The sequence below is a fragment of the Pseudomonas sp. Pse35 genome (genome assembly GCF_024519715.1).
GTDB lineage: Bacteria > Pseudomonadota > Gammaproteobacteria > Pseudomonadales > Pseudomonadaceae > Aquipseudomonas > Aquipseudomonas paracarnis.
In genome coordinates, this window is record NZ_JALJRP010000015.1 from 1 (window position 1) to 20,309 (window position 20,309).

Here is a 20,309-nt window from a genome sequence, read left to right on the forward strand (position 1 = left end):
CGGAATCAAATCCCAGGCCCGGTCCCGCGCCGGAATCGAACCCCGTGCCCCAGCTGGGTCCGAAGCCGGAATCGAACCCCGTGCCCCAGCCGGGTCCAAAGCCGGAATCGAACCCCGTGCCCCAGCCCGGTCCGAAGCCTGAATCGAACCCCGTGCCCCAGCCCGGTCCAAAGCCTGAATCGAACCCCGTGCCTCAGCCGGGTCCGAAGCCTGAATCGAACCCCGTGCCACAGCCCGGTCCGAAGCCGGAATCGAACCCCGTGCCGCAGCCCGGTCCGAAGCCGGAATCGAACCCCGTGCCCCAGCCCGGTCCGAAGCCGGAATCGAACCCGATGCCACAGCCAGGCCCGAATCCGGATACCAACCCGATACCTACACCCGCGCCACAGCCCGATAAGTTTGTTCCGGGTTTGACCAGCCCAGGTCCTGATGAGAATAAATTCGACAAAAACTGGCGCTTCAATGCTCGACTTTCATCCAGATCCTGAAATCCACTGGCTCATAAGAACGCTTGAATAAAACGGGGGCTTCTCCGAGGTATACCACTCGGAGAAGTACTGTTTAAGGAGAAACTTGTGTCGTGCTGTTCGATTAATAATATTGCGCGCGTGATAGATGTCCGTCAGGTGGCACCTGTTGATACGTTGAAACCCATTAATGACACTCTGCAGTGCACTCCAGTTAATTACGGAACTGTCGAGACAGCTAAAAATAGCATTGGTACTAATAGGGAATTAGTCACTACATTGTCGGGGCTGTTTGCGTCTTTTTTTTCACAGTTGATTTCTCTGTTGTCCGATAAAAAAGATACGACAGTTCCTGACGTTCCTCCTCCGCCCAGGGTTCAGCCTGAGGTTGCGCCTCGGGTCATACCTGAACCGCTACCACCAAAGCCAGAGGTCGCCGCACACATTCCGGGTCTTTCGATAAAGCGTAATGGGGCTAAGCCGGACAACATCTGGAGTGGCTTTCGCCAAGGGCCAGATGGCAACTGCGTTACCGTATCGGCCATCAAGGCAGCCATGTACCGATTTGGTCAAAGCCCTACGGACATTTTTCGCTCAGTGAGAAAAGAGCCTGGCGGTTATCACGTGGTCATGCGCGACGATTTTCAGCTGAGATTGACCGACTCGGAGTTGGCGCAAGCAGCACAAGGTTCGCGGTTCATAGGTCCCGATAAAGAGATGCTCAAGGATGCGCAGTTTCTTTTTGCCGTCAGCGCCAAGCGCGCGCAAATGGAAGACAACGATGGTACGGCGAGCAGGAGTTTTCATGCTGCCATTCGCAGCCTGAACAATGGGGAGGATGAGTGGGGGCCGGGGGAGGGGTTTCTGCGCCTGGGGTTGAGGAAACACATGAGAACGGTGCCCGTCAGTGCGCTCGCCGGTGGGCAAGTGGGTATGTGCAATCGGGATAAGCATTCGGTAGCGGTTATCAATGGTCGTGAAGAGTTGTGGGGGCGCCGAGGCTCGGCCCCTACCTACGGCCATGCTGTAGCGCTTATGTAATTGAACAGGCACCCAGGCGGGCGGCTCCGTTGACGGCAGTGGCGCTTGGCTGCATCTTTTGCAACCTCGCGTGATCAGGCGCGGCCCTATTCCAGCAACCGCCTGAAACCCTCGATCGGCAATGGCCGGCTGTGTAAATACCCCTGGAACAAATGGCAGCCCAGCTTTTGCAGGAACGCCAGCTGTTCCAGGGTTTCCACCCCCTCGGCGATGACTTCCAGGTTCAGGCTGCGCGCCATCGCCACAATGGCGCGGATGATTTCTGCATCATTGGGGTCGTGGGTCGCATCGCGCACGAACGACTGATCGATCTTCAGTGCGTCCACCGGCAAGCGCTTGAGATAGGTCAGGGATGAGTAGCCGGTGCCGAAATCATCCATCGCAAAGCTCACGCCGAGTTTTTTAAGGCGGCGCATCTTCATCACGGTGTCGTCCAGGTTCTGGATCACGATGCCTTCGGTGATTTCCAGTTTCAGCAGGCTGAACGGCAGGCCGTGTTGCTTGAGGCTGTGCTCCACCCGTTCCACAAAGTCGTTCTGGCGGAACTGCCGCGGGCTGATATTCACGCACAGGCTGAAATTGAGCGGGTCCACCAGGCCGTCGGCAATCAACTGGGCAAAGGCGCCGCAGGCTTCATCGAGAATCCAGGTGCCGACCTCCAGGATCAGGCCGCTGTCTTCCAATACCTTGATAAATTCCGCCGGCGACTGCGCGCCCAATTGTGGATGCTGCCAGCGCACCAGGGCTTCGGCGCCGATTATCCTGTTGCCTCGCGCATCCACCTGGGGCTGGTAATGCACGCTGAATTCGCCGCGTGACAAGGCCAGGCGCAAGTCGGTTTCCATGCGCAGGCGCTCGCTGGCGGTTTTTTGCATGCTGTTGTGGAACATCTGCGTGGTGTTGCGCCCGGAGTCCTTGGCGCGGTACAGGGCGATGTCGGCACGCTTGAGCAGATCGGCGGGTGTGGTGCCGTGGTCGGGGATCAGCGCCACGCCGATGCTGGGCGTGACCTGCAACCGGTGACCGTCAAGGAACATGGGTTCCGAGAGCAATTCGCGCAGGGTATCGGCCAGCGCTTGCACCTGGCTGCTGACCGTCTGGCGGGTGCCCTCCAGGCCGCTGAGCAATACCACAAACTCGTCGCCGCCCAGGCGGGCCACGGTGTCCTCCGTGCGCACGCTGGCTTCCAGGCGCGCGGTGACGATTTTCAGCACGGTGTCGCCAACGGGGTGGCCGAGGGAGTCGTTGATGTGCTTGAAGTGATCCAGGTCCAGAAACAGCAGGGCGCCGCGCAGGTTGTGGCGCTTGAGCAGGGCGATCTGCTGGCTCAGGCGGTCCATCAGCAGTGCCCGGTTCGGCAGGTTGGTCAGCGGGTCGTGATAGGCCAGGTGCCTGATCTGCGCCTGGGCGTTCTTCAATAGGCTCACATCCCGCGCGGTCAGCAGCAGGCAGGGGGTTTCATTCAAGGTGATCGGCTCCACCGAGACCTCCACCGCCAGCACCTCGCCACGCTTGTTGCGCCAGAGCATTTCCAGGTGGTGAATGCGCCCCTTGATGTGCAACTCGGCCAACAGTGCGGCGCGTTGGTTTTCATCGGCCCAGATGCCGATCTGGTACAGCGTCAGGCCGATGGCTTCTTCGGTGCGGTAACCGGTCAGGCGGCAAAAACCGTCGTTGACCTCCACATAACGGCCGGTGTCGCGTTCGGTGATGGATATCGCATCGGGGCTGGAATGGAACGCCTTGGCGAACTTCTCTTCACTGGCCTTGAGTGCGGCTTCCGAGCGTTGCTGTTGGGTAATATCGCGCAGCGTGGTGACGATGCACGGCTGGTCGCTGACCTTGATCAAGCGGCTGGAAATCATGCAGGTCAGGCTTTGGCCGTCCTTGTGATGCACCACTATGGCCACATTGCTCAGGGCCTGTTCGCGTATCACCTGCTCGATGCGCTGCAGGCGCTTGCTGGAGTCGTCCCACAAGCCGATTTGTTCGGCGCTTTTGTCGAGCACTTCGGCGGCTGTCCAGCCAAACGTCTGGGTAAACGCCGGGTTGATCTCGATAAAGGCGCCGCTGTCCAGGCAGGTCACGCAGATCGGGTCGGGGCTGGCCTGGAACAGGCTGGCGAACTTTTCTTCCGAGGCGGTCAGCCGTTGCTCGCGCTCGACCTGGTCGGTGATATCCAGCAAGGTGCCGGCCATGCGCAGGGGCTTGCCTGACTCATCGCGATACAGGCGTGCGCGGCTCTCCAGGTAGCGCGGGCTGCCGTCTTCCATTTGCACGCGGTAGGTCAGCTGATAGTTGCCGTCCGGGCCTTCGCGCAAACTGCGGTACGCATGGCGCATGCCCTCGCGGTCCTCATCGGACATGCCCTCAAAAAACGCATCGAAGGATTCATGGAACGGCGCGGGTTCCAGCCCGTGCAACTGGGCGGCACGCGCCGAGCCGTAGAGCATGCCGCTGGGGATGTGCCAATCCCAGGTACCCAGTTGCGCGGAATCCAGAGCCAGGTCCAGGCGCTCCTGGCTTTGCTTGAGCGCTTGCTCGGCGTTTTTGCGTTCGGTGGTGTCCAGAAAGGTGCTGATCAGGTACGCCTCGCCGTCCAGTTCCACTTTTTGTGCGCTGAGGGTGCCGTCATGAATCTGACCGTTGCTGGCGCAGAACTGCACGTCCATGGTGATCGGTTCACCCTTGCGCTGCGTGGCCTTGACCAGCAGCGCCCGCTGTTCCGGGTGGCGCCACAGGCCCAGCTCCAATGTGGTGCGGCCGATGGCATCGGCCACCGGCCAGCCGAACAGCATCTCGAAGTACTGGTTGGCTTCGCTGATCAAGCCGTCGGCCTGGCGCGTCAGCAGTACCATGTTCGGGCACAGGTGGAACAGGGTGGCGAAGCGCTTTTCCGAATGGCTGAGGGCGTGTTCACGGTCGCGTTGGTGGGTGATTTCGCGGATGACCCCGATCATGCGCCGCCGTCCGGCTTTATCGGGGGCCAGGTTGCCGCTGATTTCCAGCCAGTGCAGGCTGCCATCGGGCCATTGGATGCGGTGGTGCATGGCGCGGTCGAAGGGCTCTCCGGCGAGCACCGCATGAAAGCCGCGCACCACCCGCGCACTGTCTTGCGGGGCCAGTAGGTCTAGGTAATCGAGGTCCTTGGGCAGAGGCTGGCGCGGGTCAAAGCCGAATAGCGCCTGGGTGCCCCGTGACCAACTGATTCTTCCTGTGTCGATTTCCCAGCACCAGGCACCCAGCCGCGCGGCATTGAGGGCCGCCAGCAGTTGCGGGGCACTGTCCCAGCTTTGTTCCGCCGCTTGAGGGTCCAGGGCGTAGATGCGGGGCAGGGGGGGAATCGGGTCAAGGGGGTTGCGCATTATCAAAGGGCCTTGGCTCATTGAGAAAACCGCGCGGTTTGACCTAAACCCCTGGCCCGCACGGTGTCATGCCGGTAACCCTGGCAGATCGACCTGTGCATCCAACAGGCTCATGAAAGCCCGCGCAGCGTTCGACAGCGTCCTTTCGGTGTGCACGATATAGCCTAGCTGGCGACTGAGCTGTATGCCCGGCAAAGCGATACTTGCCACCTGATCGTCAAGCATGGTGCGCGGCAACACGCTCCAGGCCAGGCCGATGGAGACCATCATCTTGATGGTTTCCAGGTAGTTAGTGCTCATCGCGATATTGGGCGTAAGGCCCTGGGCCTCGAACAGGCGGCTGACAATATGGTGGGTAAAGGTGTTGCCACCGGGAAACACGGCCGGATGCCCGGCGATATCAGCCAGGCTGACGGAACCGTTGCTGATCAGGCTGTGTTCCGGCGCCACCACAAAATCCAGTGGGTCGTCCCACACCCGGGTTGCACGTACCAGGTTGTGGGGCTCAGGCGCCAGGGTGATTACCGCGACTTCCGCACGGCCATGGAGGATTTCTTCGTAGGCCACTTCTGAATCCAGAAACTGAATATCCAACGCCACCTTCGGATATTGCCGGGTGAAGGTGCGCAGGATCGGCGGTAGGCGATGCAGACCGATATGGTGGCTAGTGGCCAGAGTGAGGCGCCCGCTGACTTCGCCGGTGAGGTTGGTCAGGGCCCGGCGGGTGTCGTCCAGCACGTTGAGGATTTGATAGGCGCGGGGCAGCAAGGCCCGCCCGGCCTCGGTCAAGCCGACTTCGCGGCCCAGGCGGTCGAACAGCCGTACCTTCAATTGTTGTTCCAAACCGGCGATGCGCTTGCTGATGGCCGGCTGGGTCAGGTGCAGGCGTTCGCCGGCGCCAGAGAAGCTGCCGGTCTCGGCGATGGCGATAAAGGCGTTGAGGTTGGCCAAGTCCATGGTGCTATTCCAGTTGGTAATCCAAAGCATAAAAAATATGAATTTGAGTTATTTAATGTAGCGCCATACCATCAGCCTCACAAGCCAAAGGGTTATTGAAAAGCCCGGCGTATAGAAGCACCGCTGATGAGGACCGACTGATGGCCGGCAAAACGCTTTACGACAAGCTTTGGGATTCCCACGAAGTGAAACGTCGCGATGATGGATCGTCGCTGATCTACATCGACCGTCACATCATCCATGAAGTGACCTCGCCCCAAGCGTTCGAAGGCCTGCGACTGGCCGGGCGCAAGCCTTGGCGCGTCGACTCCATCATCGCCACGCCGGACCACAACGTGCCGACCACTCCTGAGCGCAAGGGCGGCATCGAAGCCATTGCCGACCAGGTTTCGCGGTTGCAGGTGCAGACCCTCGACGACTATTGCGACGAATACGGCATCACCGAATTCAAGATGAACGACGTGCGCCAAGGCATCGTCCACGTGATCGGCCCGGAGCAGGGTGCGACCTTGCCGGGCATGACCGTGGTCTGCGGCGACTCCCACACCTCCACCCACGGTGCGTTCGGCGCCCTGGCCCATGGCATCGGCACGTCTGAGGTGGAACATGTGTTCGCCACCCAGTGCCTGGTGGCCAAGAAAATGAAGAACATGCTGGTACGCGTCGAAGGCCAATTGCCGTTTGGCGTGACCGCCAAAGACATCGTGCTCGCCGTGATCGGCAAGATCGGCACCGCCGGCGGCAACGGCCATGCCATCGAGTTCGCCGGCAGTGCTATCCGCGAGCTGTCCATTGAAGGCCGCATGACCATTTGCAACATGTCCATCGAAGCCGGTGCCCGCGTGGGCATGGTGGCGGCGGACGAAAAAACCGTCGAATACGTCAAGGGCCGCCCGTTCGCGCCGCAAGGCGCCGATTGGGATGCCGCCGTCGAAGCGTGGAAAGACCTGGTCTCCGACGCCGATGCGGTGTTCGACACCGTGGTCGAACTCGACGCTGCGCAGATCAAGCCGCAAGTCAGCTGGGGCACTTCGCCCGAAATGGTCCTGGCCGTCGACCAGAACGTGCCGGACCCGGCCAAAGAGGCCGACCTGGTCAAGCGTGGCTCCATCGAGCGCGCCTTGAAATACATGGGGTTGACCGCCAACCAGGCGATCACCGATATCCAGTTGGACCGCGTGTTTATCGGTTCCTGCACCAACTCGCGGATCGAAGACCTGCGCGCCGCGGCGGTGATCGCCAAGGGCCGCAAGGTGGCCTCGACCATCAAACAAGCCATTGTGGTGCCAGGTTCCGGGCTGGTTAAAGCCCAGGCGGAAGCCGAAGGGCTGGACAAGATCTTCCTCGAAGCCGGTTTTGAATGGCGTGAGCCGGGCTGCTCGATGTGCCTGGCGATGAACCCGGACCGCCTGGAGTCGGGCGAGCATTGCGCGTCGACCTCCAACCGTAACTTCGAAGGGCGCCAAGGCGCGGGTGGGCGTACTCACCTGGTGAGCCCGGCCATGGCCGCCGCTGCTGCCGTCAACGGTCGTTTCATCGACGTTCGCGAATTGATCTGAGGAAAACCCGATGAGAGCTTTTACCCAACACACAGGCCTTGTAGCGCCGTTGGACCGTGCCAATGTGGACACCGACCAGATCATCCCAAAGCAATTCCTGAAGTCGATCAAGCGCACCGGTTTCGGCCCCAACCTGTTCGATGAGTGGCGCTACCTGGACGTGGGCTACGCCTACCAGGACAACTCCAAGCGCCCTCTGAACAAGGACTTTGTGCTCAACGCCGAGCGTTACCAAGGCGCCAGCGTGTTGCTGGCCCGGGAAAACTTCGGCTGCGGCTCCAGCCGCGAGCACGCGCCGTGGGCACTGGAAGAGTACGGCTTTCGCAGCATCATCGCGCCGAGCTACGCCGATATCTTCTTCAACAACAGCTTCAAGAACGGCCTGTTGCCGATCATCTTGAGCGACGCTGAAGTGGACGAGTTGTTCCAGCAAGTGGAGGCCAATGTCGGCTACCAGTTGACGGTGGACCTGGCCGCGCAAACCGTGACCCGCCCGGATGGCAAGGTGTACCACTTTGAAGTGGATGCCTTCCGTAAGCACTGCCTGATCAACGGCCTGGACGACATTGGCCTGACCTTGCAGGACGGCGATGCGATTGCTGCGTTTGAAACCAGGCACCGGGCGAGCCAGCCCTGGCTGTTTCGCGATGCCTGATTTGCGGTAACCGTGCGGGCCCCATCGCGGGCAAGCCCGCTCCCACAGGGATCGAGGTTCGCCTGAGCACCTCGGTCAACGGTGGGAGTTGGCTTGCCTGCGATAGCGCCAGTGCAACCACCACAAACCCCAAGGAAAGCCACCATGACCACCACCGCCCACACCCAAGTCGTGCAAAAACAATTCGGCGAGCAAGCCTCGGCCTACCTGAGCAGCGCCGTACACGCCCAGGGCACCGAATTCGCACTGCTACAGGCCGAACTGGCCGGGCAGGGCGCTGCACGCCTGCTGGACCTGGGCTGCGGTGCCGGTCATGTCAGCTTCCATGTAGCGCCTCTGGTCAAAGAAGTGGTGGCCTACGACTTGTCCCAGCCTATGCTCGACGTGGTGGCCGCCGCCGCCAAAGACCGCAACTTGGACAACATCCGCACCGTGCACGGCGCCGCCGAGCGCCTGCCGTTCGCCGATGGCGAATTCGACTTCGTGTTCAGCCGTTATTCGGCCCATCACTGGAGCGACCTCGGCCTGGCCCTGCGTGAAGTGCGCCGGGTGCTCAAGCCGGGTGGCGTGGCGGCATTTGTGGATGTCTTGTCACCGGGCAGCCCGCTGTTGGACACTTACCTGCAAACCGTCGAAGTGCTGCGCGACACCAGCCATGTACGTGACTATTCCAGCGCCGAGTGGATGCGCCAGTTGAGTGAGGCCGGCCTGCACGTGCGCAACAGCAGTCGCCAGCGCTTGCGCCTGGAGTACGCCTCGTGGGTTGAACGCATGCGCACGCCAGAGGTACTGCGTGCAGCAATCCTTGAGCTGCAAAAGGCGATGGGCCAGGAAGTACGTGATTATTACGAAGTTCAAGCCGACGGCACCTTCAGCACCGATGTGCTGGTGGTCTTCGCCGAACGCTGATTGATTTTTCCCGACCTGCCCACGGGCGGGTCGCTTGATGAAATGAGGAACGCATGAGCAAGCAGATTCTGATTCTCCCTGGCGACGGTATTGGGCCGGAAATCATGGCCGAAGCGGTCAAGGTCCTTGAGCTTGCCAACAGCAAGTACAGCCTGGGTTTCGAGCTGAGCCACGACGTGATCGGCGGCGCTGCCATCGACAAGCACGGCGTGCCGCTGGCTGACGAGACCCTCGACCGCGCCCGGGCTGCCGATGCGGTACTGCTCGGCGCCGTGGGTGGGCCGAAATGGGACAAGATCGAGCGTGACATCCGCCCTGAGCGCGGCTTGCTGAAAATTCGTGCGCAACTGGGCCTGTTCGGTAACCTGCGCCCGGCCATCCTCTACCCGCAACTGGCTGACGCGTCGAGCCTCAAGCCGGAAGTGGTGGCGGGCCTGGATATCCTCATCGTGCGTGAGCTGACCGGCGGTATCTACTTCGGCTCGCCACGGGGTGTGCGCGAGTTGGAAAATGGTGAGCGTCAGGCCTATGACACGCTGCCATACAGCGAGAGCGAAATCCGCCGTATCGCCCGTGTCGGTTTCGACATGGCGCGCGTGCGCGGCAAAAAAGTCTGCTCGGTGGACAAGGCCAACGTGCTGGCTTCCAGCCAACTGTGGCGTGAAATCGTCGAAGAAGTCGCCAAGGATTATCCGGACGTCGAACTGAGCCACATGTACGTCGACAACGCCGCCATGCAACTGGTGCGCGCACCCAAGCAGTTCGACGTGATTGTCACCGACAACCTGTTCGGCGACATCCTGTCCGACCAGGCGTCGATGCTCACCGGTTCCATCGGCATGCTGCCGTCGGCGTCCCTGGACACCAACAACAAAGGTATGTACGAGCCGTGCCACGGTTCGGCGCCAGACATCGCGGGGCAGGGCATTGCCAACCCGCTGGCGACGATTTTGTCGGTGTCGATGATGCTGCGCTACAGCTTCAACCTGGGCGATGCGGCGGACGCAATCGAGAAGGCCGTCAGCCTGGTGCTGGATCAGGGCTTGCGCACCGGCGATATCTGGTCCCAGGGTTGCACCAAGGTCGGGACGCAAGAAATGGGCGACGCAGTAGTCGCCGCGCTGCGGAATCTGTAATCTCTCGGGCCCGCTTGCAGTTGTTGCTGCAAGGCGGCCCACTTTTTAACAAGGTGTAGTTGCGATGAAACGTGTAGGTCTGATCGGTTGGCGCGGTATGGTCGGTTCCGTGCTCATGCAGCGGATGCTGGAAGAGCAGGATTTCGATCTTATTGAGCCGGTGTTTTTCACCACTTCGAACGTAGGTGGCCAAGGGCCGTCCGTGGGCAAGGATATTGCCCCGCTCAAGGATGCCTACAGCATTGAAGAGTTGAAGAGCCTCGACGTGATCCTGACCTGCCAGGGTGGCGACTACACCAGCGAAGTCTTCCCCAAGCTGCGCGAAGCCGGCTGGCAGGGTTACTGGATCGACGCCGCTTCGAGCCTGCGCATGCAGGACGACGCGGTGATCATCCTCGACCCGGTCAACCGCAAGGTCATCGACCAGCAACTGGACGCCGGTACCAAGAACTACGTGGGCGGCAACTGCACCGTCAGCCTGATGCTGATGGGCCTGGGCGGCCTGTTCGAAGCGGGCCTGGTGGAGTGGATGAGCGCGATGACCTATCAGGCGGCCTCCGGTGCCGGCGCGCAGAACATGCGTGAACTGATCAAGCAGATGGGCGCGACCCACGCCGCTGTCGCCGATCAACTGGCTGACCCGGCCAGTGCGATCCTCGATATCGACCGCCGTGTGGCCGAGGCCATGCGCAGCGATGCTTACCCGACCGAGAACTTCGGCGTGCCATTGGCCGGTAGCCTGATCCCGTGGATCGACAAGGAACTGCCTAACGGTCAGAGTCGCGAAGAGTGGAAGGCCCAGGCCGAAACCAACAAGATCCTGGGGCGCTTCAAGAACCCGATCCCGGTGGATGGCATCTGCGTGCGCATTGGCGCCATGCGTTGCCACAGCCAGGCGCTGACTATCAAGTTGAACAAAGATGTGCCGATCGCCGATATCGAAGGGCTGATCAGCCAGCACAACCCTTGGGTCAAGCTGGTGCCGAACAACCGCGATATCAGCATGCAGGAGCTGAGCCCGACCAAGGTCACCGGCACCCTGAATGTACCGGTGGGCCGCCTGCGCAAGCTGAACATGGGCAGCCAGTTCCTTGGCGCGTTCACCGTTGGCGACCAACTGCTGTGGGGCGCGGCTGAGCCGTTGCGTCGCATGTTGCGGATTTTGCTGGAGCGTTGATCGCTTGAGGCAATAACAGAAACCCGCGTTCTGGTGACAGGCGCGGGTTTTTTGTTGCCCTTGTGATCGTTCCCACGCTCTGCGTGGGAATGCAGCTCTGGACGCTCTGCGTCTGCTTTAGAGGCGTGACGCGGAGCGTCACAGGAGGCGTTCCCACGCAGAGCGCGGGAACGATCAGGGGGGCTGTAATTGCCTCACCCTCTACCACCCGGTAAAGTGCCGCTCCCCCGTAATGCCCGAGGCAATCCCATGACCCAGACCTTTGAAATCGCCGTGATCGGCGCTACCGGTACCGTTGGCGAAACCCTGGTGCAGATTCTCGAAGAGCTGGAGTTCCCGGTGGGCACCTTGTACCTGCTGGCGGGTAGCAACTCGGCGGGGGCTTCGGTGCCGTTTCGGGGCAAGAACGTGCGGGTCAAAGAGGTCGACACGTTTGATTTCAGCAAGGTGCAGTTGGCGTTCTTCGCTGCAGGCCCCGCGGTGACCCTGAGCTTCGCCCCGCGTGCCACCGCCGCTGGCTGCGCGGTGATCGACTTGTCTGGCGCATTGCCCGCCGAGCAGGCGCCGCAAGTGGTGCCGCAGGCCAACGCCCATGTGCTGGGCGCGTTGAAAAAGCCTTTCCAGCTCGGCAGCCCGAGCCCTTGTGCCACCTACCTCGCGGTGGTGCTGGCACCGTTGCGCAATGTAGTGGACATCCAGCGCGTGAGCGTCACCGCCAACCTGGCCATCTCTGCCCAGGGCCGCGAGGCCGTCAGCGAGTTGGCGCGCCAGACTGCCGAACTGCTGAACGTGCGTCCCTTGGAGCCAGCGTTCTTCGATCGGCAAGTGGCGTTCAACCTGCTCGCGCAAGTCGGCACGCCAGACGTCCAAGGTCATACCGCCCTGGAGAAGCGCCTCGTACACGAACTGCGTGCGGTGCTGGAAACACCTTTACTAAAGATTTCCGCCACCTGCGTTCAAGCCCCGGTGTTTTTCGGCGATAGCCTGACTGTGTCGCTGCAACTGGCCGCGCCGGTCGACCTGGCCGCGGTGAACCGCGCCCTCGACGCTGCGCCGGGAATCGAGCTGGTCGAGGAGGGCGATTACCCCACAGCCGTAGGCGATGCCGTCGGCCAGGACGTGGTGTACGTCGGGCGAGTTCGCGCAGGTATCGACGACCCGGCGGAACTAAATCTTTGGTTGACGTCAGATAACGTACGCAAAGGCTCGGCCCTGAACGCCGTGGAACTGGCGCAGTTGTTGATAAAAGACCTTGTGTAAAAGATACTTGGCGGCAATTTGTAGATTGATTCTAGCCAGGCGCTATGCTTGGTCCCAAGTGAAACACAAGCGCGTCGGTGACCTATCGGCTCGCCATGCCTTATGGCAGCGGTTACCAACCTTCTCGCAGAGCGGGAAGTGTTCAAACAAAGGATGAGGCTATGGTTCAAGTTCGCAAACTGGTGTTAGCAATAGCGGCCGCCTCGGCGCTGTCCTCCGGTATGGCGCAGGCGCTGCAACTTGGGGAGATGACCCTCAAGTCGAAGTTGAACCAGCCGCTGTCGGTGGAAATCGAATTGCGCGATGTGGGCGGCCTCACGGCGTCCGAGATCACCCCCAGCCTGGCTTCGGCCCAGGCCTTCGTGGATGCGGGTGTCGACCGCCAGGCGTTTCTCGATGACCTGACGTTCACGCCGGTGATCAACCCCGAAGGTCGCAGCGTGGTACGTGTGACCTCCAGCAAGCCGCTGCCCGATTCCTACGTGCGTTTCCTCATGCAGGTGCAATGGCCCAATGGCCGCTTGATGCGTGACTACAGTGTGCTGCTCGACCCGGCCAAGTTTGACCAGCCGGCACCGACTGCCAGCGCGCCGGCCAGCTCTGCGCCTGCCACTGGCACGCTTGCCCGGCACACCACCACGCCCCACGATACCTTGTGGGAGATTGCCGCGAAGAACCGTCACGGCGCCTCGGTCCAGCAAACGATGTTGGCTATCCAGGCGCTTAACCCGGATGCCTTTGTCGACGGCAACATCAACCGCCTGAAAACCGGCCAGGTGCTACGCCTGCCGGATATCACCCAAAGTACAGCCCTGGCCCAGCCGCAAGCGATTGCCGAAGTGAGTGCGCAGAACGCAGCCTGGCGCCAGCGCCAGCGTAGTCCTCAGGGGCAAGTGGCTGGTAAGCCGCAGTTGGATGCAACCCGGCGCACCCAGGCCGGCAATGCGCCGTCGAGCACCCAGGCCAAGGACAATTTGAGTCTGGTATCGGCGCAAGCCGCCAAGAAAGGTGGCAAAGGCGCAGCTGGGGACAGCCGCGCCCTGAGCGACAAGCTGGCGATGACCCAGGAAGAGCTCGACACCACGCGGCGCGACAACGAAGAACTGAAAAGCCGTGCCGCCGACCTGCAAAGCCAGCTGGACAAGCTGCAGAAGCTGATCCAGCTGAAGAATGACCAATTGGCTCGTTTGCAGGCGCAAACCGGTGAGCCCGCCGCGATCCCCGCACAGTTGCCCGGTGAGCCTGCAGCCGAGCCTGCGGCCCCTGTTGCAACGCCAGCGCCAGCGCCTGAACCTGTCAAGCCGGCTGCCGCGCCGGCCAGTACCGAAGGCAAGTTCAATGATCTGCTGACCAACCCGATTGTGCTCGGCATCCTTGGCGGTGCGGCCCTGCTGGTGGTGCTGCTGCTTCTGCTGCTATGGGCTCGCCATCGCAATGCTCGCCGTGAAGAAGAGAAGCATCTGCGCATGGCTCGGGCGTTGGCCGAAGAGCCTGAGTTCGTTTCCAATATCGATCAAGACCTGCCGCCTGACAGCTTCGAGGGCCTTGAAGTGCCGCCGCCGAGCGTCAAGCTCGCCACCGCAGTGGCGCCAGCAGCCGCACCCGCGCCAGCCCCGGTGGTCGAGACGGTTGTGGCGCCGACGGTCGCCTCCGTGCTGGCGCCGTTGGCGGTTGCCGTGGCTCAGGAAAATTCCAGCGACGCCCTGGCCCAGGCCCAATCCCATATTGACCGTGGCCACCTGAACCAGGCGGCGGATGTGCTTGAACAAGCCATCAAGCACGAGCCCAAGCGCAGTGACCTGCGTTTGAAGCTGATGGAAGTCTATGGCCTGCAGAACAACAAGGACGGGTTCGTCACCCAGGAGCGCCAGTTGGTGGCCAACGGTGAGAACCATGCCCAGGTCGAGCAGCTCAAGGCGCGCTTCCCGGCCATGGCCGTATTGGCGGCGGGTGTCAGTGCCGCAGTGGCCGCCGCAGCCCTGGATGCGCAATACGTCAAGGACCTGCTCGACGACAAGCCGGCCTCGGCTGCGCAGGCAGACACCTTCGACACCGATTTCGACTTGAGCCTGGATGACCTGGAAGCCGCCTCGCCGGCCGAGATCGCGCAAGACCAGCAAACCTTTGAAACATTGCTCAAACAACAGACCGAGTCTAAGGCCGACGCACAGGACCTGTCGGACTTTGACCTGGACCTGCAGCTGGACCCGCCCGCGTCGCAAACCGATGACGACTTCCTGTCGGGCCTTGAAGAGCAGATCAAGGATGTACCGCCAGTGGAGCCGCCGACCCTGACGCCGGCTGCGCTGGACGAATTCGACCTGCCGGAAGACTTTGACCTGTCGCTGGCGGACGAGCCGAGCAACCCTGCGGCCAAGCCCGATGCCTTCGCGTCGGAGCTGGACGACGTCAACGCTGAACTGGATCGATTGTCCCAGAGCCTGGAACATCCGCCGATCGAGCCTTCCTTCACGGCTGAAGATGCCGCGCTGGGTGCTGAGGATGAGCCGGATTTCGACTTCCTCTCGGGCACCGATGAAGTGGCTACCAAGCTCGACCTGGCCCAGGCCTATATCGACATGGGCGATGCTGACGGCGCGCGAGACATCCTGTCCGAGGTGCTGACCGAAGGCAACGAAGGCCAGCGTGGCGAAGCCAAGGAAATGCTCGGCCGAATCTAACGGCCGAGGCAGAAAAATGTGTGAGCGGGCTTGTTGTGGCGAGGGAGCTTGCTCCCGCTGGGGGGCGTAGTGCCTCTGAAAAGCGGGCTCCAGTTGCGCTGTCGAACGGGAGCAAGCTCCCTCGCCACAAAAACCCCAGATTAAAAGCCCCCTCTCATGCACCCTGACGCCCTATAATGCCCGCCTTTGCGCAACTCATCAGGCTCACAGTTCTTGGCAAATATAGATAACGCGGCTGCCGAAATGGCGGCCGCAGGCTTTTACCGCATCGCACTGGGCGTGGAATACAAAGGCTCGCGCTATCGCGGCTGGCAGCGTCAGGCCTCCGGGGTGCTGACGGTGCAGGAAACCCTGGAAAACGCCCTGTCCAAAGTCGCCAACTCGCCGGTGTCGCTGATGTGTGCCGGGCGTACCGATGCCGGCGTACACGCGTGTGGCCAAGTGGTGCACTTCGACACCCAGGCCGAGCGGTCGATGAAGGCGTGGGTGATGGGGGCTAATATCAATTTGCCCCATGATGTCAGTGTCAGCTGGGCCAAGGTCATGCCGGCGCATTTTCACGCCCGTTTCAAGGCCATCGCCCGCCGTTACCGCTACGTGATCTACAACGATCAGATCCGCCCGGCGCACCTCAATGAAGAAATCACCTGGAACCACCGCCCGCTGGATGCCGAGCGCATGGCCGAGGCCGCGCAGCATTTGGTCGGGGTGCATGACTTCAGCGCGTTCCGTGCCGGGCAGTGCCAGGCCAAGTCGCCGATCAAGGAAGTCCACCACCTGCGGGTGACGCGCCACGGCAAGATGATTGTGCTGGATATCCGTGCAGGTGCCTTCCTGCATCACATGGTGCGCAACATCGCTGGCGTGCTGATGACCATCGGCACCGGTGAGCGCCCGGTGGAGTGGGCCAAGGAAGTGCTGGATAGCCGCATTCGCCGCACGGGCGGGGTCACGGCGCATCCGTTCGGCCTTTACCTGGTGGATGTGGAGTACCGCGACGAGTTCGAATTACCGGAACGCTTTATCGGGCCGCACTTCCTCACCGGTTTCAGCGAACTTGGCGGCTGACGCCCGGAAAAGCTTTTGTTACCATCCGGGACTTTCTCGGTCCAACCCTGAGGTTCCTACGACATGTCAGCCGTTCGCAGCAAGATTTGCGGGATTACCCGCATAGAAGACGCGCTGGCGGCAGTCGAAGCGGGGGCGGATGCCATTGGCCTGGTGTTTTATGCCAAGAGCCCACGGGCGGTGAATGTGCTGCAGGCGCGGGCGATCATCGCTGCATTGCCGCCCTTCGTGACCACCGTGGGGTTGTTCGTCAACGCCAGCCGCTGCGAGCTCAACGAAACCCTGGATGCGGTGCCGCTGGATATGTTGCAGTTCCATGGCGACGAATCGCCAGAGGAATGCGAAAGCTATCAGCGCCCGTACATCAAGGCGTTGCGGGTCAAGGCCGGGGACGATATCGCCGCAGCCTGCGCCGCTTATACCGGCGCTCGCGGGATTCTGTTGGACACCTACGTCGAAGGCGTACCTGGTGGCACGGGCGAGGCGTTCGACTGGACGCTGATTCCCGAGGGGTTGAGCAAACCGGTCATTCTCGCGGGTGGGCTCACTCCAGCGAATGTCCAGGCGGCCATCGAACAGGTCCGGCCGTATGCCGTGGACGTCAGCGGTGGGGTGGAGCAGGGCAAGGGGATCAAGGACTCGAGCAAGATTCGCGCGTTCATGCAGGCCGTGCGCAACAGCAGTGGTGGGATGTGACGGCTGGCAGTCTGCCGCCGTCCATAACTACCACTGTGTAAAACAGCCCGGCGCCGCCTGTGGGTGGCCCGGAAACGAAGTGGCAACCCTGCGCAGGCAGGTTGTCTGGACGGCTGAGGATACGGGCGGGAAATGGCAGGTCCAACGTCTGACCCCGTCCCGTCTGTGTCATCGCCACATATGAATTTAGCTCAAGGGCATACGCGGGGCTGTGTTCGAGCCACCGGTACTGGAGAAAAGAAAGCATGAGCAACTGGTTAGTAGACAAACTGATCCCTTCGATCATGCGTTCCGAGGTGAAGAAAAGCTCGGTTCCTGAAGGTCTGTGGCACAAATGCCCATCCTGCGACGCGGTGCTGTATCGCCCGGAGCTGGAAAAGACCCTGGACGTTTGCCCCAAGTGCAACCACCACATGCGTATTGGCGCACGCGCCCGTATCGACATCTTCCTGGATGCCGATGGCCGTAATGAGCTGGGTGCCGACCTGGAGCCGGTTGACCGTCTCAAGTTCCGCGACAGCAAGAAGTACAAGGACCGCCTGGTCGGCGCACAGAAGCAGACTGGCGAAAAAGACGCGCTGATTTCGGTCAGCGGCAAGCTGCTGGGCATGCCGGTAGTAGTCTCGGCCTTCGAATTCTCCTTCATGGGCGGTTCCATGGGTGCCATCGTCGGTGAGCGCTTTGTTCGCGCTGCCAACTATGCCCTGGAAAACCGTTGCCCGATGATCTGCTTCGCCGCCTCCGGTGGTGCGCGTATGCAGGAAGCCCTGATTTCCCTGATGCAAATGGCCAAGACCTCGGCGGTACTGGCGCGTCTGCGTGAAGAAGGCATTCCGTTCATCTCCGTACTGACCGACCCGGTCTACGGCGGCGTCTCCGCCAGCCTGGCGATGTTGGGCGATGTGATCGTTGGCGAGCCTAAAGCCCTGATCGGTTTTGCCGGCCCGCGCGTAATCGAGCAGACCGTGCGGGAAAAACTGCCGGAAGGCTTCCAGCGCAGCGAGTTCCTGCTGGAGCACGGTGCGATCGACCTGATCATTCCGCGTGGCGAACTGCGCCCTCGCCTGGGCAGCCTGCTCGCGCAAATGATGGGCTTGCCGACGCCTGTGTACATCGCGCCTAAGGTCGAGCCGATCGTCGTGCCGCCGGTGCCAGCAAACCTATGACCCAACGTACCCTGGGCGAATGGCTCGCCTACCTTGAGCAGTTGCATCCGTCCGCCATCGACATGGGCCTGGAGCGCTCGCAACAGGTAGCGGCCCGCCTCGGGTTGGGCCAGCCGGCACCGCGTGTGATCACGGTGACCGGCACCAACGGCAAAGGCTCCACCTGTGCCTTTGTCGCCGCGCTGTTGCAGGCCCAGGGCCTCAAAGTCGGCGTGTACAGTTCGCCGCACCTGCTGCGCTACAACGAGCGGGTGCAGCTCAATGGCGTCGAAGCCACTGATGCCCAGCTGTGCGAAGCCTTCGCAGCCCTGGAAGCCGGGCGTGGCGACATTTCCCTGACCTATTTCGAGATGGGCACCCTGGCGGCGTTCTGGCTGTTCGAGCGTGCGCAACTGGATGTGGTCGTGCTGGAAGTCGGCCTCGGCGGGCGCCTGGATACTGTCAACGTGGTGGATGCCGACCTGGCCCTGGTAACCAGCATTGGTGTCGATCATGCCGATTACCTGGGCAATACCCGCGAATCGGTGTCTTTTGAAAAGGCCGGGATCTTCCGCCAGGGCCGTCCGGCGCTGTGTGGTGACCTGGACCCACCGCAACCCTTGCTCGACAGGGCGCGCGAACTGGATTGCCCGTTCTACCTGCGGGGTCGCGAGTTCACCCTGGACATCGGCCACACCCATTGGCAATGGCGTGGGCAGGATGCACGTGGCCAACGGGTAGAGCTGCTTGATTTGCCGTTGCTGAACCTGCCGATGGAAAACGCCGCGCTCGCGCTGCAAGCCTATTTGCTGCTGGATCTGCCGTGGGACGCCGCGCAGATCGCCGCGACCTTGCTGGCAACGAAAGTGGTGGGGCGCCTCGATCGCCGAACCTTCGACTGGCAAGGCAAGCGCCTGAGCCTGATGTTGGATGTAGGCCATAACCCCCATGCTGCGCAGTACCTGGCTGAGCGTCTGGCGCGTACGCCGCCGGTGGGGCGTCGCCTGGCGGTGTTCGGGTTGTTGGTCGACAAGGACCTGGACGGCGTGGTTGCGCCACTGCTGGGCAGCGTCCAGTCTTGGGCCGTTGCGCCGCTGGACACGCCACGCAGCCGTCCTGCGGTTGAGTTGGAAACTGCCTTGCAGAACCTTGGCGCGCCGGTGACGTCGTATGCAAGCGTCACTGCAGCCCTGGAGGCGCAGTGTGCGGTAGCGACGGCCGAGGACGAAATCCTGTTGTTCGGATCATTTTATTGTGTTGCCGAGGCGCTTGAATGGCTGGCCCGGCGCTCCACGGAGGAAGCTGCACATGGCATTACTGGATAGCGCATACAAGCAGCGAATGGTCGGGGCCCTGGTGCTGGTGGCGTTGGCGGTAATCTTTTTGCCGATGCTGTTTTCCCGCCAGGACGAACAGCGCCAGGTGGTGGTTGAAGCTCCCGCTGCGCCCCAGGCGCCGGTGGTGCCGCAGGTTCAGGTCGAACCGGTGGTCGTGCCTGAGCCTCAGGTGTTGCCGGAAGAGCCTGTGCCCGTCGAGGAGGAGGTCGTCACACAGCAGGCGCCTTCACAGGCCCCTTCGATGCCGGTGCAGCCAAGTGTGCCGGTGGTCAAGCCAACGCCAGCCCCGGCTGTCGCCGCCAAACCGGCTGCACCGGCGCCAGCGCCCAAGCCGGTAGCGCCGCAGCCTGCAGCGCCTGGCAAGCCGGATGTGGGGCAGAGTCGCATCGACCCTAATGGCCTGCCGATCAGTTGGTCGATCCAGCTGGCCAGCCTGGCCAATCGCGAAAGTGCCGACGCCTTGCAGAAAAAGCTGCGTGCCCAGGGGTATAACGCTTATATCCGCAGCGCTGACGGCAAGAATCGTGTGTTTGTCGGGCCGCTGATCGAGCGTGCGGAGGCAGATCGCCTGCGCGATTTGCTGGGTCGTCAGCAGAACCTCAACGGGTTTGTGGTGCGTTTCCAGCCCGAGCGCGGCTGAACGGGCAATATGCTCTAAATGTGGGAGCTGGCTTGCCTGCGATGACGGTGGTTCAATCGACAACGATGTCGAGCGTGCCGCCTTCATCGCAGGCAAGCCAGCTCCCACATTGGTTTGTGCTGGGGTTGAAATGCGATTGGCCCGTCACAATCTATTGATTTGCAAAGCACCCGCAATCACCGCTTACCGATAGCCCGGCGCTCTGCTAAAATGCGC

Annotated in this window: 15 protein-coding genes; 13 read left to right on the forward strand and 2 right to left on the reverse strand. The window is 61.8% G+C overall.

Annotated elements, in window-relative coordinates:
• The first annotated feature begins 575 nt into the window (after positions 1 to 575).
• Positions 576 to 1,508, forward strand: coding sequence for a hypothetical protein (locus tag OC445_RS14465; RefSeq protein WP_172415489.1), 933 nt, complete (start codon positions 576 to 578; stop codon positions 1,506 to 1,508).
• Between the two features lie 86 nt (positions 1,509 to 1,594).
• Here OC445_RS14465 and OC445_RS14470 read toward each other — a convergent pair whose 3' ends face one another.
• Both OC445_RS14470 and OC445_RS14475 read right to left on the reverse strand, forming a co-directional pair.
• Complete coding sequence (locus OC445_RS14470; RefSeq protein ID WP_198790611.1) at positions 1,595 to 4,873, reverse strand: EAL domain-containing protein; 3,279 nt, start codon at positions 4,871 to 4,873, stop codon at positions 1,595 to 1,597.
• A gap of 66 nt (positions 4,874 to 4,939) precedes the next feature.
• The gene (locus OC445_RS14475) at positions 4,940 to 5,830 is read right to left on the reverse strand and encodes a LysR family transcriptional regulator (protein ID WP_054922601.1); all 891 of its coding nucleotides are present in this window, start codon (positions 5,828 to 5,830) and stop codon (positions 4,940 to 4,942) included.
• A 140-nt stretch (positions 5,831 to 5,970) separates the two neighbouring features.
• Between OC445_RS14475 and leuC the strand changes: the two genes are divergently transcribed.
• From leuC to OC445_RS14535, 12 genes are all read left to right on the forward strand, one after another.
• Positions 5,971 to 7,389, forward strand: coding sequence for a 3-isopropylmalate dehydratase large subunit (leuC, locus tag OC445_RS14480; protein ID WP_054922598.1), 1,419 nt, complete (start codon positions 5,971 to 5,973; stop codon positions 7,387 to 7,389).
• Between the two features lie 10 nt (positions 7,390 to 7,399).
• On the forward strand, positions 7,400 to 8,044 hold the full coding sequence (gene leuD, locus OC445_RS14485) for a 3-isopropylmalate dehydratase small subunit (RefSeq protein ID WP_014719160.1): 645 nt from the start codon (positions 7,400 to 7,402) through the stop codon (positions 8,042 to 8,044).
• Positions 8,045 to 8,188: 144 nt separating this feature from the next.
• Entirely contained in the window at positions 8,189 to 8,953 is a 765-nt protein-coding gene (locus tag OC445_RS14490; protein WP_057977614.1) for a class I SAM-dependent methyltransferase, read from the forward strand.
• A gap of 53 nt (positions 8,954 to 9,006) precedes the next feature.
• The gene (gene leuB, locus OC445_RS14495; RefSeq protein WP_003192555.1) at positions 9,007 to 10,089 is read left to right on the forward strand and encodes a 3-isopropylmalate dehydrogenase; all 1,083 of its coding nucleotides are present in this window, start codon (positions 9,007 to 9,009) and stop codon (positions 10,087 to 10,089) included.
• A 64-nt stretch (positions 10,090 to 10,153) separates the two neighbouring features.
• Positions 10,154 to 11,266 carry an aspartate-semialdehyde dehydrogenase gene (gene asd / locus OC445_RS14500; protein ID WP_003192554.1) on the forward strand — a complete coding sequence of 371 codons (1,113 nt, stop codon included), beginning with the start codon at positions 10,154 to 10,156 and terminating at the stop codon, positions 11,264 to 11,266.
• Between the two features lie 249 nt (positions 11,267 to 11,515).
• A complete protein-coding gene (locus OC445_RS14505) occupies positions 11,516 to 12,526 on the forward strand; it encodes an aspartate-semialdehyde dehydrogenase (protein WP_054922592.1) in 1,011 nt (336 codons plus the stop codon).
• A gap of 161 nt (positions 12,527 to 12,687) precedes the next feature.
• The gene (locus tag OC445_RS14510) at positions 12,688 to 15,207 is read left to right on the forward strand and encodes a FimV/HubP family polar landmark protein (RefSeq protein ID WP_096144799.1); all 2,520 of its coding nucleotides are present in this window, start codon (positions 12,688 to 12,690) and stop codon (positions 15,205 to 15,207) included.
• Positions 15,208 to 15,450: 243 nt separating this feature from the next.
• Complete coding sequence (truA, locus tag OC445_RS14515; protein ID WP_054898765.1) at positions 15,451 to 16,275, forward strand: tRNA pseudouridine(38-40) synthase TruA; 825 nt, start codon at positions 15,451 to 15,453, stop codon at positions 16,273 to 16,275.
• 63 nt (positions 16,276 to 16,338) lie between these two features.
• Positions 16,339 to 16,971 carry a phosphoribosylanthranilate isomerase gene (locus OC445_RS14520; RefSeq protein ID WP_262020197.1) on the forward strand — a complete coding sequence of 211 codons (633 nt, stop codon included), beginning with the start codon at positions 16,339 to 16,341 and terminating at the stop codon, positions 16,969 to 16,971.
• A 245-nt stretch (positions 16,972 to 17,216) separates the two neighbouring features.
• Positions 17,217 to 18,137 carry an acetyl-CoA carboxylase, carboxyltransferase subunit beta gene (gene accD / locus OC445_RS14525; RefSeq protein WP_003192545.1) on the forward strand — a complete coding sequence of 307 codons (921 nt, stop codon included), beginning with the start codon at positions 17,217 to 17,219 and terminating at the stop codon, positions 18,135 to 18,137.
• Positions 18,134 to 19,441 carry a bifunctional tetrahydrofolate synthase/dihydrofolate synthase gene (gene folC / locus OC445_RS14530; protein ID WP_034126239.1) on the forward strand — a complete coding sequence of 436 codons (1,308 nt, stop codon included), beginning with the start codon at positions 18,134 to 18,136 and terminating at the stop codon, positions 19,439 to 19,441. The genes accD and folC overlap by 4 nt, the downstream gene beginning before the upstream one ends.
• On the forward strand, positions 19,425 to 20,093 hold the full coding sequence (locus tag OC445_RS14535; protein ID WP_014719152.1) for an SPOR domain-containing protein: 669 nt from the start codon (positions 19,425 to 19,427) through the stop codon (positions 20,091 to 20,093). The genes folC and OC445_RS14535 overlap by 17 nt, the downstream gene beginning before the upstream one ends.
• Positions 20,094 to 20,309: the final 216 nt, after the last annotated feature.

Coding starts and splice junctions, on each gene's coding strand:
- OC445_RS14470 (WP_198790611.1), bottom strand. CDS start 4,873: ATGCGCAACCCCCTTGACCCGATTCCCCCCCTGCCCCGCATCTACGCC.
- OC445_RS14475 (WP_054922601.1), bottom strand. CDS start 5,830: ATGGACTTGGCCAACCTCAACGCCTTTATCGCCATCGCCGAGACCGGC.
- leuC (WP_054922598.1), top strand. CDS start 5,971: ATGGCCGGCAAAACGCTTTACGACAAGCTTTGGGATTCCCACGAAGTG.
- leuD (WP_014719160.1), top strand. CDS start 7,400: ATGAGAGCTTTTACCCAACACACAGGCCTTGTAGCGCCGTTGGACCGT.
- OC445_RS14490 (WP_057977614.1), top strand. CDS start 8,189: ATGACCACCACCGCCCACACCCAAGTCGTGCAAAAACAATTCGGCGAG.
- leuB (WP_003192555.1), top strand. CDS start 9,007: ATGAGCAAGCAGATTCTGATTCTCCCTGGCGACGGTATTGGGCCGGAA.
- asd (WP_003192554.1), top strand. CDS start 10,154: ATGAAACGTGTAGGTCTGATCGGTTGGCGCGGTATGGTCGGTTCCGTG.
- OC445_RS14505 (WP_054922592.1), top strand. CDS start 11,516: ATGACCCAGACCTTTGAAATCGCCGTGATCGGCGCTACCGGTACCGTT.
- OC445_RS14510 (WP_096144799.1), top strand. CDS start 12,688: ATGGTTCAAGTTCGCAAACTGGTGTTAGCAATAGCGGCCGCCTCGGCG.
- truA (WP_054898765.1), top strand. CDS start 15,451: ATGGCGGCCGCAGGCTTTTACCGCATCGCACTGGGCGTGGAATACAAA.
- OC445_RS14520 (WP_262020197.1), top strand. CDS start 16,339: ATGTCAGCCGTTCGCAGCAAGATTTGCGGGATTACCCGCATAGAAGAC.
- accD (WP_003192545.1), top strand. CDS start 17,217: ATGAGCAACTGGTTAGTAGACAAACTGATCCCTTCGATCATGCGTTCC.
- folC (WP_034126239.1), top strand. CDS start 18,134: ATGACCCAACGTACCCTGGGCGAATGGCTCGCCTACCTTGAGCAGTTG.
- OC445_RS14535 (WP_014719152.1), top strand. CDS start 19,425: ATGGCATTACTGGATAGCGCATACAAGCAGCGAATGGTCGGGGCCCTG.